This window comes from Bacillus sp. m3-13 (genome assembly GCF_000175075.1).
Lineage (GTDB): Bacteria > Bacillota > Bacilli > Bacillales > Bacillaceae_I > Sutcliffiella_A > Sutcliffiella_A horikoshii_C.
In genome coordinates this window covers 600,261-614,557 of record NZ_ACPC01000019.1, presented here as the reverse complement: position 1 = coordinate 614,557, position 14,297 = coordinate 600,261, and the positions used below count along the sequence as shown (strand labels likewise).

Annotated in this window: 14 protein-coding genes, 1 pseudogene and 1 other annotated feature; all 15 genes and pseudogenes read right to left on the bottom strand. The window is 40.9% G+C overall.

Annotated elements, in window-relative coordinates; all coding sequences use genetic code 11:
• Positions 1-202: 202 nt before the first annotated feature.
• The 15 genes and pseudogenes from glyS to floA all read right to left on the bottom strand — a co-directional run bounded on the left by glyS (position 203) and on the right by floA (position 14,277).
• Positions 203-2,284 carry a glycine--tRNA ligase subunit beta gene (glyS, locus tag M313_RS0113635; protein WP_010196254.1) on the bottom strand — a complete coding sequence of 694 codons (2,082 nt, stop codon included), beginning with the start codon at positions 2,282-2,284 and terminating at the stop codon, positions 203-205.
• Complete coding sequence (gene glyQ, locus M313_RS0113630) at positions 2,277-3,164, bottom strand: glycine--tRNA ligase subunit alpha (protein WP_010196253.1); 888 nt, start codon at positions 3,162-3,164, stop codon at positions 2,277-2,279. The genes glyS and glyQ overlap by 8 nt, the downstream gene beginning before the upstream one ends.
• A 282-nt stretch (positions 3,165-3,446) precedes the next feature.
• Positions 3,447-3,624: a binding site (T-box leader), on the bottom strand.
• A gap of 40 nt (positions 3,625-3,664) precedes the next feature.
• Positions 3,665-4,441 carry a DNA repair protein RecO gene (gene recO / locus M313_RS0113625; protein ID WP_010196252.1) on the bottom strand — a complete coding sequence of 259 codons (777 nt, stop codon included), beginning with the start codon at positions 4,439-4,441 and terminating at the stop codon, positions 3,665-3,667.
• A gap of 112 nt (positions 4,442-4,553) precedes the next feature.
• On the bottom strand, positions 4,554-4,694 hold the full coding sequence (locus tag M313_RS25305; protein WP_010196251.1) for a YqzL family protein: 141 nt from the start codon (positions 4,692-4,694) through the stop codon (positions 4,554-4,556).
• A 145-nt stretch (positions 4,695-4,839) separates the two neighbouring features.
• Positions 4,840-5,757, bottom strand: coding sequence for a GTPase Era (gene era, locus M313_RS0113615; protein WP_010196249.1), 918 nt, complete (start codon positions 5,755-5,757; stop codon positions 4,840-4,842).
• Positions 5,750-6,149 (bottom strand): annotated as a pseudogene (locus M313_RS23620) (cytidine deaminase). The gene era and the pseudogene M313_RS23620 overlap by 8 nt, the downstream one beginning before the upstream one ends.
• A 303-nt stretch (positions 6,150-6,452) precedes the next feature.
• On the bottom strand, positions 6,453-6,851 hold the full coding sequence (locus M313_RS0113605; RefSeq protein WP_010196246.1) for a diacylglycerol kinase family protein: 399 nt from the start codon (positions 6,849-6,851) through the stop codon (positions 6,453-6,455).
• On the bottom strand, positions 6,826-7,299 hold the full coding sequence (gene ybeY / locus M313_RS0113600; protein ID WP_010196245.1) for an rRNA maturation RNase YbeY: 474 nt from the start codon (positions 7,297-7,299) through the stop codon (positions 6,826-6,828). The genes M313_RS0113605 and ybeY overlap by 26 nt, the downstream gene beginning before the upstream one ends.
• On the bottom strand, positions 7,296-9,506 hold the full coding sequence (locus M313_RS0113595) for an HD family phosphohydrolase (RefSeq protein WP_010196244.1): 2,211 nt from the start codon (positions 9,504-9,506) through the stop codon (positions 7,296-7,298). The genes ybeY and M313_RS0113595 overlap by 4 nt, the downstream gene beginning before the upstream one ends.
• A gap of 78 nt (positions 9,507-9,584) precedes the next feature.
• The gene (locus M313_RS0113590; protein ID WP_010196242.1) at positions 9,585-10,550 is read right to left on the bottom strand and encodes a PhoH family protein; all 966 of its coding nucleotides are present in this window, start codon (positions 10,548-10,550) and stop codon (positions 9,585-9,587) included.
• A gap of 3 nt (positions 10,551-10,553) precedes the next feature.
• On the bottom strand, positions 10,554-11,345 hold the full coding sequence (locus M313_RS23615; protein WP_326929607.1) for a sporulation protein YqfD: 792 nt from the start codon (positions 11,343-11,345) through the stop codon (positions 10,554-10,556).
• Complete coding sequence (locus tag M313_RS26795) at positions 11,266-11,742, bottom strand: sporulation protein YqfD (protein ID WP_010196239.1); 477 nt, start codon at positions 11,740-11,742, stop codon at positions 11,266-11,268. Before M313_RS26795 ends, M313_RS23615 begins: the two co-directional genes overlap by 80 nt.
• 15 nt (positions 11,743-11,757) lie before the next feature.
• The gene (gene yqfC, locus M313_RS0113580) at positions 11,758-12,042 is read right to left on the bottom strand and encodes a sporulation protein YqfC (RefSeq protein ID WP_010196237.1); all 285 of its coding nucleotides are present in this window, start codon (positions 12,040-12,042) and stop codon (positions 11,758-11,760) included.
• A 566-nt stretch (positions 12,043-12,608) separates the two neighbouring features.
• On the bottom strand, positions 12,609-13,211 hold the full coding sequence (locus tag M313_RS0113575) for a YqfB family membrane protein (RefSeq protein WP_010196235.1): 603 nt from the start codon (positions 13,209-13,211) through the stop codon (positions 12,609-12,611).
• A 76-nt stretch (positions 13,212-13,287) separates the two neighbouring features.
• Positions 13,288-14,277, bottom strand: a complete 990-nt coding sequence (gene floA / locus M313_RS0113570; RefSeq protein ID WP_010196232.1) for a flotillin-like protein FloA — start codon at positions 14,275-14,277, stop codon at positions 13,288-13,290.
• Positions 14,278-14,297: the final 20 nt, after the last annotated feature.

Here is a 14,297-nt window from a genome sequence, read left to right as displayed (position 1 = left end):
GGGTTATAAGGTGCACTTCGCTGAACGGGTGCCCTACGATCTCTAATTGTGACATACTGTATATGTAAATAATATATACTAATTATACTGATAAACAGAAGAATTGGAAAGAGGCTGACTAAATATTGTGAGGATTGCATTAGTCAGCCTCTTTCGTATGTTTAACTATTCTATCATAGGGTTATAGGTTTGTCTTTTTTAATCACTTAACGATGATTCCATTGACGTTTCCGAAAATGGCTATAACTTTAGCCATATCATCCATAAGGGCGAGGCGATTTGCTTTTATTGCTTCATCTTCCGTCATGACCATGATGTTGTCAAAGAATGCATCAATGGCAGGTTTCAAGGAAGCAAGTTCTTCATATGCTAAGGAGAAATCCTGATCTTCTGCCGCACGGAGCACAAGATCTTTTTTGCTGTTAAATTGTTTATACAGCTCTTGTTCTTGCTCTTGGTTTAGCAAGTTCTCTTGAACTTCGGTAGAGAGAGTTGCCTTCTTGGCAATGTTGCATACACGACTTAATGATTCCATCGTTTCTTTAAAGTCTGCTTCATTTTTCTTTGTTTCAAGCGTTTCTGCTTTCTTCACAGTGGAGCAAACATTCTCGAGTGGCAGCTCTAAAAGTGCCTCCACAATGTCATATCGAACTCCACGCTCGGAAAGATTGTTTTTAAGTCGTAATTTAAAGAACACTAAGATATCTTCCATGATTTCATTTGTATCTTTCTTAGCGATTCCTTTTTCTACATAACGCTCCACTAATGAGTGCATAAACGTTTCCAATGAGAAGGTCCAATCTTTGTTCAAGATCGTCTGAATGATTCCAGATGCCTGACGTCTTAAGGCATAAGGGTCCTGTGAACCAGTAGGGATAACTCCAATAGCAAAGAACCCAACAATGGTATCCATCTTTTCTGAGATACTTAGGATGGCACCTACATCAGAGGAAGCGGTTTGGTCTTCTGCAGAACGAGGCATATAATGCTCATTGATTGCTTTTGCAACGACAGGGCTCTCACCCTTTGCCACCGCATATTTTTCGCCCATGATTCCTTGTAGTTCCGGAAATTCATAAACCATATGAGATACTAAGTCAAATTTGTAAATGGAAGCTGCACGCTCTACATGCTTTTGCGTTTCATTGTCCACATTTACAACTTTAGCAAGGTCTGTTGCTATGGTTTGTACACGTCTCACTTTATCGCCGGTTGTACCGATTTCTTCATGGAATACGATCTTATCCAGCTTTTTAATTGCTTCATCAATTACAAGCTTCTCGTCTTCCTTGGAGAAAAATGCCGCATCAGAAAGCCTAGCACGCAATACTTTTTCATTTCCTCTTGCAACATTATCTAAATTCTCATGGTTCCCGTTTCGTACAGTCACAAAATAAGGCAAAAGAGTTCCCTCATCACTTTTAACAGGGAAATAACGCTGATGCTCTTTCATGGATGTAATCAGTACTTCTTCAGGCAAGGTTAGATATTCAGATTCGAACGTTCCGAACAATGCTGTTGGATATTCCACCAGGTTGTTTACTTCTTCTAGCAGGGCTTCATCCACAGGAATGTTCCAACCATTTTCTTCCCCAATAATCGACAGTTGTTTTCTGATTGCTTCTTTTCGTTCCGTTGCATTAACAATGACATAGTTAGATAGAAGTTCTTCCACATAGCTGCCAGCGTCTTTAAGTTCCACTTGACCTCCAAGGAAACGATGGCCAGTAGATACTCGGTCTGATTTTACCTTTGCTATCTCAACTGGTATAACCTCTTCACCGAATAGAGCAATCAACCATTTGATTGGTCGAACATATCTTAAGTCTTCATCAGCCCAGCGCATGTTTTTTGGAAAATGCAGGCTTGTAGCAACAGAAGCAATGCCACTAAGAATTTCTTTCGTTTCTTTTCCTTCTACATGCTTCTTTACATGCACATATTCCACACCGTTGATCTCTTTAAAATAAATATCTTCAACAGTCAGCCCTTGACCTCTTGTAAAGCCTTGGGCAGCCTTTGACCAGTCACCGTCCGCTGTCAGGGCAACTTTTTTTGCAGGTCCTTTTGCTTCTAAAGTAACATCTTCTTGGCGTTCTACAAGGCCTTCAATTAATATTGCAAGCCTTCTTGGAGTAGAGTAAGCGTGAATATCTTCATAGGCCAACTGGTTTGTTTCAAGCCAAGCTTTCACTTTTTCCTGAAGCTGATTCATGGAATCCGTTACAAAGCGGGCCGGCATCTCTTCTAGACCGATTTCAAATAAAAAGTCTCTCTTACTCATTGTTGCTCTCCTCCTTTTTCAAAATTGGGAAACCTAGCTTTTCTCTTTCCTCATAGAAGGTTCTTGCCACTTTACGGGCTAGATTTCTGACACGGCCGATATAACCTGTTCGTTCGGTAACACTTATAGCGCCACGTGCGTCCAATTGGTTGAATGTATGAGAGCATTTCAATACATAGTCGTAGGCAGGATGCACAAGACCATGGTCCATCTGGCGGTGTGCTTCTTTTTCATAGATATCAAATAGTGAGAACAGCATATCCGGATCGGATGTTTCAAATGTATATTTAGAGTGTTCATATTCCGGTTGAAGGAAAATATCACGAACGGTGAATCCTTCTGTCCATTCTAGATCAAAAACATTTTCTTTATCTTGGATGTAGGAGGCAAGTCGCTCAATACCATAGGTGATTTCTACAGAAACCGGTTTGCATTCAATTCCCCCGACCTGTTGGAAGTAGGTGAATTGGGTGATTTCCATTCCGTCCAGCCAAACTTCCCAGCCAAGTCCTGCTGCCCCAAGTGTTGGTGCTTCCCAGTTGTCTTCTACAAAGCGGATATCATGTTTTAGTGGGTCGATTCCAAGTTTCTTGAGTGACTCCAGGTATAGTTCTTGAATGTTGTCTGGGGATGGTTTCATGATTACTTGGAATTGGTGATGTTGGTACAGGCGGTTTGGGTTTTCGCCGTAGCGCCCGTCTACCGGTCTTCTGGATGGTTCGACGTATGCTACGTTCCATGGCTCTGGCCCGATGCTTCTTAGGAATGTATAGGGGCTCATTGTTCCGGCACCTTTTTCTACGTCGTAGGCTTGCATGAGGATACAGCCTTGTTCTGACCAGTGGTTTTGCAGGGTCAGGATCATGTTTTGGATGTTCATTTTGACACCTTCCTTTATTTTATTTGGGTACTATTGAACGCCGCTGTTGATTTGCGCGCCAGGCTTCGCTTTCCGTCGGGACGGTGTTTGAGCCTCCTCACTTCGTTGCGGGGTCTCAATCTACCGTTACTTCCCCGCTGGAGTCTTCGCCTTTCGCTCCAATCAACAGCTTAGAGACTACACTGAATTATGGTAGTCATTCTACTAAGGTCTTGACTCAATTTGTTGGCTGTAGGACAAAAAGGGAGAACCTCTTGTCTCTATGCCAACTGTTGTTGTCAGCATAGGGACGAGAGGTTCTCCCGCGGTTCCACCCTATTTGTAAAAAGGGATAGCCTTTTTACCACTTTATCCGTATTGCTCCAGAACGCCTTCCTTATCTCTTAATTCCCTAGCTCACACCGTCCTAGGTTCGCTTTAATCATATCTGATAAGTACTACTTTCTTTCAACGCAATCTTTATAGATGTACTTGGATAATAAATGATTTTTTTTGCAAAGTCAATCAGGTTTGTCTTTTTTTTCAGGAAGATTCGCTTTCAGAGAGCCTATTTGCTTTAAGAAGCGTTTGGATTTTAACATTATCCCAGAATAGGCTTCATAATATTCGTCGATAATGAATCGCAGCTCTTTTCTTGTTTCTTCTTTTAACGAAAGGTTGCCTATTCTATTCAAATCGTAGTAGTAAAAGGTCCGTAAGAGCCTAAGCGTAGCAGGGGAGACTTTAATTAAATAGGGGTCTTTATGAAAACATCTGTTACAAAGGAAGCCGCCCTCCTTTATAGAAAAGGCAAAACTCCCCTCTGTTGCACCACATGAAGCACAGCGATTTAGTTCCGGTGTAATGCCGATAACATCGCACATTTTCATTTCAAAAATGAATGTTAATATTTCTGCATCAAAACCATCGTTGATATAATGCAACACTTGATAAAGTAGGTCGTATAGTGCCGGATTACGTTTTCCTTCATCTGTAGTCCTGTCCATTAACTCCACAATGAAAGAAGCATAGGCTGTTAGGAAGATATCCTCTCTGATGGATCTCATGGAGTCCATGATTTCACCTTGTTGGAGGCTTCCTAGTCCTGTACTCCTTTGGAAAACAAAGGTAGCGTGGGAAAACAGCTGGGAGACAGCAGTAAACCGGCTACTGGGCTTATTGGCACCTCTCGCCATCACCCCTACTTTCCCCAGCTCCTTCGAGTAGATGGTAACAATCTTATTATTTTCACCATAGGCATTTGTTCGAATGACAATGCCTTCACATTTATGTAGCAAATCGTACACCGTCCATTTTTCTGGCTTTTATTAATTGTACGGTTTACAAAATAAAAAGGCAATCTACAACACTTGCGTGTGTATACTGCCTTAATTATTGATCATCTATCATTTATGAAATTGGTAAGTCACTATTCGCTAGTTCTTCTGTCTGTTCGGGTAAATCGCCATTTTCTTTTTCAAGCTCTTTAAAGAGAAGATAGGTATCAATATTACCTGTTTCTTTAAAGACCTTCCAGGTAAAATCCAACATTGTAAACTCCACCCTTTCTGTAGTAAAGACCAGCATGCCTATTCCAATTCCTATATGACTATGATGACCGTAGAAGGGTCAAAACATGTTAGATAAATTTTGTAAATTAAATGCTACGAATTGACTATTTCGCTCGTCTTCCCGATTAGTATTCGTTTTCATTAAAACCAAAATCTCTAAGTTGTGACTGCTTGTTACGCCAATCCTTTTGTACTTTTACCCACAATTCCAAAAACACTTTGGATCCCAGTAATGCTTCAATGTCCACTCTGGCTTTTTGCCCCACTTCTTTTAAGACTTTTCCTTGTTTCCCGATGACTATCCCTTTTTGAGAATCACGTTCCACTACGACGGTGGCCTGAATATCGACCATATCTTTGTTTTCACGTTTCTTCATGGAATCAATTGCTACAGCAATGGAGTGTGGAACTTCCTCTCGCGTTAAGTGAAGGACTTTCTCCCTGATCAGCTCTGCCACAATAAAACGTTCCGGATGGTCGGTCACTTGGTCTGCCGGATAATACTGGGGACCTTCTGGAAGGAATTTCTTAATTTGATCCAATAAAACTTCTACATTGTTACCTTGTAAAGCAGATATCGGAACTATTTCTTTGAATGGATACAACGCTTTGTATGTTTCCATCAAGGGTAGCAGGTCATCTGGATGTACTTCGTCGATTTTATTTATTACCAAATATACTGGAGTTGACGTTTCCTTCAGCTTTTCGATAATGAATTCATCGCCTTTTCCTAAACCTTCTTTTGCATTAATCATAAATAGAACCAGGTCAACTTCTTTTAACGTATTTTGCGCCACCTTCATCATAAAATCTCCAAGCTTATGCTTTGGTTTATGGATGCCCGGTGTGTCGATGAAAACAATTTGTGCGTCGTCTTGCGTAAATACACCTTGAATTTTATTTCGAGTTGTTTGTGGTTTGTCACTCATTATCGCAATTTTTTGGCCGATTACTCTGTTCAAAAATGTTGACTTTCCAACGTTCGGCCTGCCAATGATGGAGACAAACCCTGATTTATAGTTTGTATTGGTTTGGTTATGCATCTAAATCCTCCGGTGAAAAGGCTCCAGGTAGCAATTCTGCTACTGTAAGTTCCTGAATATCACCGTGAAGGTTTGTCAGGATCACTTTCGTTTCAGGTGCACACAGCTCCGATATTACTTGACGGCAAGCTCCACAAGGTGGAACAGGTCGTTTCGTATCGGCTACAACCGCAATTGCATCAAATTGAGTGTTGCCTTCTGAATACGCTTTAAAAAGTGCTGTTCTTTCTGCACAGTTAGTCATACTGTATGCAGCATTTTCAATGTTGCATCCGCGATAGACCTTACCGTCTTTACCTAATAATGCCGCGCCTTACTTTAAACTTGGAGTAGGGTACATAAGCCATTTCTCTTGCTGCTTTAGCTTCTTGGATTAAAGCTTCGATGTTCAAAGTTTCTCTTCCTTTCTTCTATGAGCTTCGGGTGCGCGTACTTATATTTTACCTTAATTCGCTTCTTAAATCACCCTTAAAATTTTAAAAAATTTTAAAATTTTCAATTTATTTATAGATACTTATGTGGAGAGATATTATTATTCAAACTTGACCACCTGTTGACTGGAGTGCAAGGTGAGAGACTCCAGCGGGGGAGTAACGGTAGACTTGAGACCCCGCAGGCAATGCCGATGAGGCTCAAGCACCGGAAAGCGATCACCTGGAACGAAAGGAAACAGGAGTCTGAATAAATAACCATTATCACTTCAAATAAGCCACAATATAAGGGCCAAATAAGATTACACCAATTATAACAGAGATACAAGCAAAAACTAAGGCCGCAGAAGCAGCCACATCTTTTGCCGTTTTCGCAAGAGGGTGGAACTCCTCTGTCACAAGATCCACCACATTTTCAATCGCAGTATTAATAATTTCAATGACAAACATTCCGCCTATAACAAGGAATAGTATGAGCCACTCCACTTTTGTAATCTGAAAAAATAAGGACATGCTTATCATCACAACTGCTATAAAAACGTGAAACTTAATGTTTCTCTCTGTACGAAGGACAAACCTTAATCCCTCAAAAGCATATGAGAAACTAGAAGTAAATGAACCTCGATATCCTTTACGGTTACGATCGCGTGAGTCCATAGGCATCTAAGATTTCTTTCTGTTTATCAAACATTATTTTTTCATCGGTTTCATTTTCATGGTCATAACCTAGAAGGTGCAAAAGTCCGTGCAGCGCAAGAAATCCGAGCTCACGCTTAACAGAATGACCATATTCTTCTGCTTGTTCTTCCGCTTTTGGAATAGAGATGATGATATCTCCGAGCATACGAGGTGCTTCTTCGTCATAATGGATTTCAATTTCTCCCTCACCCAGCTCCTCCATGGCGAAAGAAATGACATCTGTAGGACGGTCCTTTTCACGATACTCACGGTTGATTTCCTGAATTCTATCATTATCCACAAAGGTAACGGAGAGTTCAGCACCAGGTTGGATAGATTCTTTTTCAGCAGCAAATATCAATAAATTTCTAATATCATCCCACTGCTCATCTGTCAGTTTTGTTGTTTCATCTAACATATCGATTTCAATCATGCTTCTTCTTCCTCTCCTTTCGGGTACTCGATTCTTGAATGGAAAATACCTTGTAACGTCTCACAGAAGGACTTGCCTATTTCTTCAAGTTCTTTAAAAGTTAAATCACAGTCACTGTACTGTCCATCCTGAAGGCGGTCTTTAATGATAGCCTTTACAATTGTTTCGATTTTATCGGGAGTCGGGTTGTTCAATGACCTTACTGCCGCTTCAATGCTGTCAGCAGTCCCGACTATTGCTGCTTCTTTAGAAGTAGCTTTCGGTCCAGGGTAGCGATATTCTTCTTCTTTACTATTTTCATTTTGTTCTTTCGCTTTATGATAGAAAAATTTCAATAGGGTTGTCCCGTGATGCTGTGCTGCAATGTCAACGATCTCTTTTGGCATATTATGATCGCGGAGGATTTGAGCTCCGTCCGTGGCATGGGCAATAATAATATTTTTACTCGTCTGAGGTGGAAGTTTATCATGAGGATTCGCTCGACCCATTTGATTTTCAATAAAATAATGCGGCCTTTTTGTTTTGCCTATATCATGATAATAAGATGCAACCCTCGCAAGCAATCCATTCGCACCGACTGCCTCACAAGCAGATTCTGATAAATTCGCCACCATCACACTATGGTGATACGTTCCTGGTGTCTCCATTAAGATCTTTCTCAACAGTGGATGGTTCGGATTGGACAGCTCAAGCAACTTCATTGTTGACAGCATCCCAAAGCCCACCTCAAAGAAAGGAAGGATCCCAATAGTAAGCACGGCCGAGACAATACCTGATCCAACCGCCATCGTCCCATTGATACCAAGATCCAATAATTCATTCATCCCTGTCAGGTCTCTGTTGGTCAACAGAACCAACGCAATGACCGTCACCACGTTAATAAATGACACAAATAATCCGGTTTGAAGGATCGTAAGTCGTCTGTTATGCTGATTCAAAAATAAGACCGATGCTACTGCTGAAATAATTAAGTATGAACCAACTGTATAGTTCATCGTTCCTGGAACCATATTAAAAATAAAACTTCCACAAATCCCAAAAATAATACTGGAAAAGATAGCTATACGATCGTTAATCAGCATTTTTATTAACATGGCACCCATGGCAACCGGGGCAATATAGCCGATTTCCGTCGTATTCAAGGTTTGAAAGAAGCTAAAGATTTTCATTAAGATTAATGTAATAGAAAAGATTAATAAATACATGGTCAAATACGTATTTTTACTGTGTATCGTTGTATCGATGTTTTTAAATAAGTAAACCAAAGCAAAAATCATTAATCCAATGATGATTAATAAACCCACATATGGTGCGAGATTGTCAGACTGATTGACAAAGCCCGCAACAGTAAGAAGTCTAAAGATTTCACGGTCAATAAATTGGCCGGTTTTTACAAGGGTATCTCCCTGGGATATCCGTACAGGTTCAACAGCATCAATTGCCTGCTGCCTCTTTTCCTGCGTTTGCGCGGAATCATAAATAACATTTGGTATAACAGAAATACTCGAAATATTAATGATCACACTTGGGACATTTCCTGATTGTGAAAGCTCTGTTCTGGCAAGGTTCTTTGCTTCACTCGCATCTTCCACTGTATGTATATCCCGAGACATCGCGTTATTAATTGCCGTTACTGATGAATTTTTATACCTAGTAAGGTCTGCTTCTTTTGAGCTAAGTAAGAATAGCAGATTTTCATCTTTCAATTCATTTTCCCAACGGTCGGGAACTTGGCCTTCAAGGGCTTCTTCTAGGAGTTTTAACTTCTCTGCATCTGTCAGCATAATAGGCTCTGGCTCTTCTTGAGGTTGCTCTGTATCCCCTTCCTCAGCAGGAGGCGAGGTTTCCGGAACTTTTTCGAGTTCCGCTATTTTATTTTTAGTTTCAATCAGCACTTCAAAGAAGTTTTCCACCCTTGCAATTTGCTGATATGCTTTATCCTTGTCCCTGATAAATTGGTCAGGCACTTTATCTGCCGCTTCTTTTCTTAGCAATTCTGTGGCTTCTCTATCTTCAAAACTATGAGGCGCCACAATTGTTTTTTCCGCAGTGCTGAATAGTTGGACATTTACCTTCTCCGGCTTTACGTTACTGAACATAATGCCAAACATGATAAGCCCCAACAGCACATAGATGATGACATGGTAAAACTTAAAGGCCTTCAAATGTTGAAAAGAAATTTTCCAGGACTTCGATTTCTTTTTCACTGTTAATTGGCTCCCTCCTTAAACGACATCCCCAAAAATATAATCCTCTACAAGTGAAAGAGCCCCATTAAAGGGGCTTTATTTTGATTCAAGCTTTTCGTAAGCATTAATAATTCTCGCAACTAACGGATGACGGACGACATCTGATTGTTCGAGTTCAATAAACTGAATGCCTGATGTATCTTTCAAAATATCCCGAACTACCGCCAGACCTGATTTCATTCCTTTTGGCAAATCAACTTGAGAAATGTCACCCGTAATAACCATTTTTGAGCCAAACCCAAGCCTTGTCAGGAACATCTTCATCTGGGCCGCCGTTGTATTCTGCGCTTCATCCAAGATGACAAATGCATCGTCTAATGTACGTCCCCTCATATAGGCTAAGGGAGCAATCTCAATTGTCCCTCTTTCAATCAACCTTTGGGTATGTTCAGAACCAAATACATCGTGTAGCGCGTCATATAACGGACGTAAATACGGGTCGACTTTCTCTTTCAAGTCTCCTGGTAGAAAACCTAAGCTCTCTCCAGCTTCTACGGCCGGGCGAGTAAGGATAATCCGTTTCACCTGCCCATTTTTCAACGCAGTAACGGCCATCACAACGGCCAAATATGTTTTGCCGGTTCCTGCAGGACCAATCCCGAAAACAAGATCTTTTTTCCTTATTGCAGAAACATACTGCCTTTGTCCTAATGTCTTAACTCGAATAGATTTACCTTTAACATTCTTTGTTAACTCTTCATCGTATAACTCTTGGAAAGAGTGCATCTTGTCTTCTTTAGCAAGTTGTATTGCATAGATGACATCTCTTTCACTGATTGTGATGCCTCTTCGTATAACTTCTAGTAAATTCTGAATGACGCTATCCACCATTTCCACCTGTTTGACATCACCGGAAACATTGACTGTTTCTCCGCGTGTCACAATGGATACGTTCAATTCATCTTCAATTCTCTTCAGGTTAACATCTTGGTTCCCAAAAAGAGCAATTGCTTCATTTGGATTATTTAGTTGTTGATTCATCATCACTAGTTCTTCTGACATTCATTAGTCTCCTTGAATAATTGGTTCGATTTTGACAATATTTTCAATGACTTGGTAATGTATATCTACACTTACTTTACCATTCTCCTTAGAGGTGCGCAAAACTTTTTCACCTTTTATCTCTGCATCTTCACCCAGATTCGAAAGTACCTGATCTCTTCCTATCTCTAAAGCCTGCTCAATGACTTCCTCATCATCGTAAATCCGCTCCACTATTTCTTGTTCATGTACGGTCTTTCCGACATAGGATACAGGAAGTTTCCATTTCCAGAAATAAAATGGTCGCTCTGCTTCATATTCCTCTTGTCGTTCAAAATCCTCTTGGAAGAAACCCCATACCGGTATTTTCACACTGCCAACTTTCAAATAATGCTTATTGTTAGCTTCTCCGGTCAATACTGGAAGAGTGGTCTTTATTGGTACATCCACACTGGTAAGGTACCACGTCTCACCGAGTACCTCCCCTATAGCGGCTATCGATCTTTTATTATCTTCCCTTCCAATCAATCCCGAAACCAAGACTTGTCCTTTATCTACATAGTCATTTACCTGAACGAGTGGTTGTCCCTTTTCCACATATATTTTTGCCACCATCGCTTTTTTCTTTGCAACTAAGCTTCTTGGGGATAATGATTGCAACTTTTCCGGTTCATTTTTCTCTACCACTTCGAAATGGTAGGATGTCCCATTTAAAACAACACCAATCCAAGTAATTTCACTTATTGTGTCCGTTAAATAGCGTTGAATACTTTCCACATCTTGAATGAAAAATTGAAATTTCCCTTTTTTTGACACCAAGCTTGTCTAATTCTTGCATAATCTTATGCTCAGTAGCAGGCTCAGCCCCTTTAATATCAATACTCCAGACCATATTAGATAATAGAAAAACGGTAAGGAAAGCCGCGATAATCCCAATGATCAATCCACTGTTTTTCAGTGAATATTGGGTTAGAAAAGGTAATCCTTTTCTCGTAAGAAAACGAAATTTGCAATCCTGCTTTTTAATTAATTGCCTTAGTCTACGGACATCCTTTAGAAGCACATGGCAAGTATATGCCTCTTCTCCCATCTTTTTCACTTGCCATACCTGTATGCCGTTTCTAGTGCAGTCATTGAGAAATCTCTCTACACCATTACCATGAATAATAATTTTTACGGTACCAGAAAAAAAATTCATCCATTGATTTTTCATGCGTATCCTCCTAATTTATTCTTCCAGGTACATCACTTGACTTATTTTTCCTTCAAGTAAAATTTCTTCTGGCAAGATGGTTCTGATCACAAAGGAATCTCCTTTAACAAGCAACTGCCCCTGCTTTAAAAGCAATCGAATTTCCTTATCGCTAAACGTTAATAAACCTCGGTGATTTTCAATATATATATGTATTTGTCCAATCATTGTAATTCTCGGCAGATCCATCATGACATCTGCGGGTAATTCCATATTGTTGGTGATCCAATTATTCATGCGGGAACGAAACTTCTTGAGCATGGAAAAACCCCCTTTCCTTTCATATGTATGAAAGAATTTGAGGGTTTAATACAGAATTTTTCAGGGGAGAAGTGGTGAGGAGGGGAATAAGAAAATCGGGTGAAACCGTCCGGTCCTTTTGAATAAAAACATTTGTTATTGGATAATAGCCGCTGTTCCTTTCCGCAATTGGCTTCGCTTTCCGCGGGACGGTGCTTGAGCCTCCTCGCAACGCTTCAGGGGTCTCAAGCTACCGTTACTCCCCCGCTGGAGTCTCCGCCATTTGCTCCAATCCACAGCTAGAGATTTAGTGAAAGTATTGTTTTTGGTTTATCAGTAACTCGCTATGTATCCCTTTTTTTTAGCCATAAGTTAAATGAAGTCACCTAGTTGATTGGAGTGGAAGGTGCGCAGACGCCCGCGGGAGGAAGGGACAGGTGAGACCCCGGAGGCACAAGCAGAGGAGGCTCACGGACCGCCCGCAGGCAAGCGAAGCGCCTGGAACGGAAATCAACAGGGTTCCCTACTTTCTGATCCACTAAAAAAATCCCTGCACAGCTTCCTTTGTGCAGGGATTAGATAATCGGTTATTTTCTTTTTGAAAAATGTTCGGTATATACAGGACGATGTGGATTCCTTGAGCGAGGTTGCCCAAGGATCTCAGACCACATAACCCCTTCCACCACTCTGTTTGGCTTGATGCGGTGACGGGAAGAAACCACTTTCCCTTCTGAAAGTTGAAGTTCTTGTTTTAGGATCGGACTGTCCTTGGAAATTTCTTGTCCTTTAATGGACAGCTCCTTTACTTCATCCTTCATTTGTTGCTGAATAGTGGTAACCTGCTCTTTCTTTCTCTCAACTTTTTCCAGATATGGGTTCACTTTTTCCCGGACTTTTTGCTCCAGTTCTTCAAGCTTCCCTTCTCCAAAGATGTCAATATCCCAATCGAAACGAGGCTTATCTTCCCGCTTAGGGGCTGGAGAGCTCTCCCGACGATAATCCTCATAATCTTCTTGCCTTTGGGATGCCTGTGTCGCAGTTTGCTGGCGTTGGCGCTGCTGTTGTCTTTGCTGTTGCTGCTTTTTCTGTTGTTCTTCTTGTTTGCCCCCTTTGAAAAGGGTTGAGAAGATACCTAGCAACACAAAAATTAACCAAGGCGCCTGTTGAAGAATATCAAAAATCCATTCCATTTGCACATCATCCTCCCTTCCTTAAAAGGAGTGGCAAGAGAAGCGTTCATTCTTCTCCTGCTTCAGTTATTCTTGCTTATTTTTCACCGTCTTCTGGTTGATCTGTCAGTTTGCCGATAGAATCTCTCATATCCGTATCAGCTGTAATGTTCTTGATATTCATATAGTCCATTACTCCGATGTTTCCGGAACGTAATGCTTCTGCCATCGCAAGTGGTACTTCTGCTTCTGCTTCCACAACTTTTGCACGCATTTCTTCTACGCGAGCACGCATTTCTTGTTCTTGTGCCACGGCCATTGCACGACGTTCTTCAGCTTTTGCTTGTGCAATCTTTTTATCTGCTTCTGCTTGGTCAGTTTGTAATTCTGCCCCAATGTTTTTCCCGATATCAATGTCGGCAATATCAATAGATAAGATTTCAAACGCAGTACCTGCATCCAACCCTTTAGATAAAACGGTTTGTGAAATCATGTCTGGGTTTTCAAGCACTTTCTTGTGATCTGTTGCAGAACCGATTGTACTTACAATACCTTCACCTACACGTGCGATGACTGTTTCTTCACCAGCACCACCGACAAGGCGTTCGATGTTTGCACGAACTGTAATACGAGCTTTTGCTTTTACTTCAATACCGTCCATCGCAACACCGGCGATGAATGGTGTTTCGATAACTTTTGGATTAACGGACATCTGTACTGCTTCCAGTACGTCACGACCTGCTAAATCAATCGCTGCCGCACGCTCAAATGTCAATTCAATATTTGCACGTTGAGCCGCGATAAGTGCGTTAACTACGCGGTCCACATTACCACCAGCTAGGTAGTGACTCTCTAATTGATTAGTTGAAACATCTAAACCCGCCTTATGAGCTTTGATTAAAGGATTGATTACACGACTTGGAATAACACGACGTAATCTCATCCCTACAAGTGTAAAGATACTTACTCTGACACCAGCTGCAAGTGCGGAAATCCATAGCATTACCGGTACAAATGTCAATAGTACTGATAAAAAGATAATTCCTAGAACAACGGCTAACAATATTACTAAAGTAGTTGGATCCATAATAAAATTCCTCCTAAATA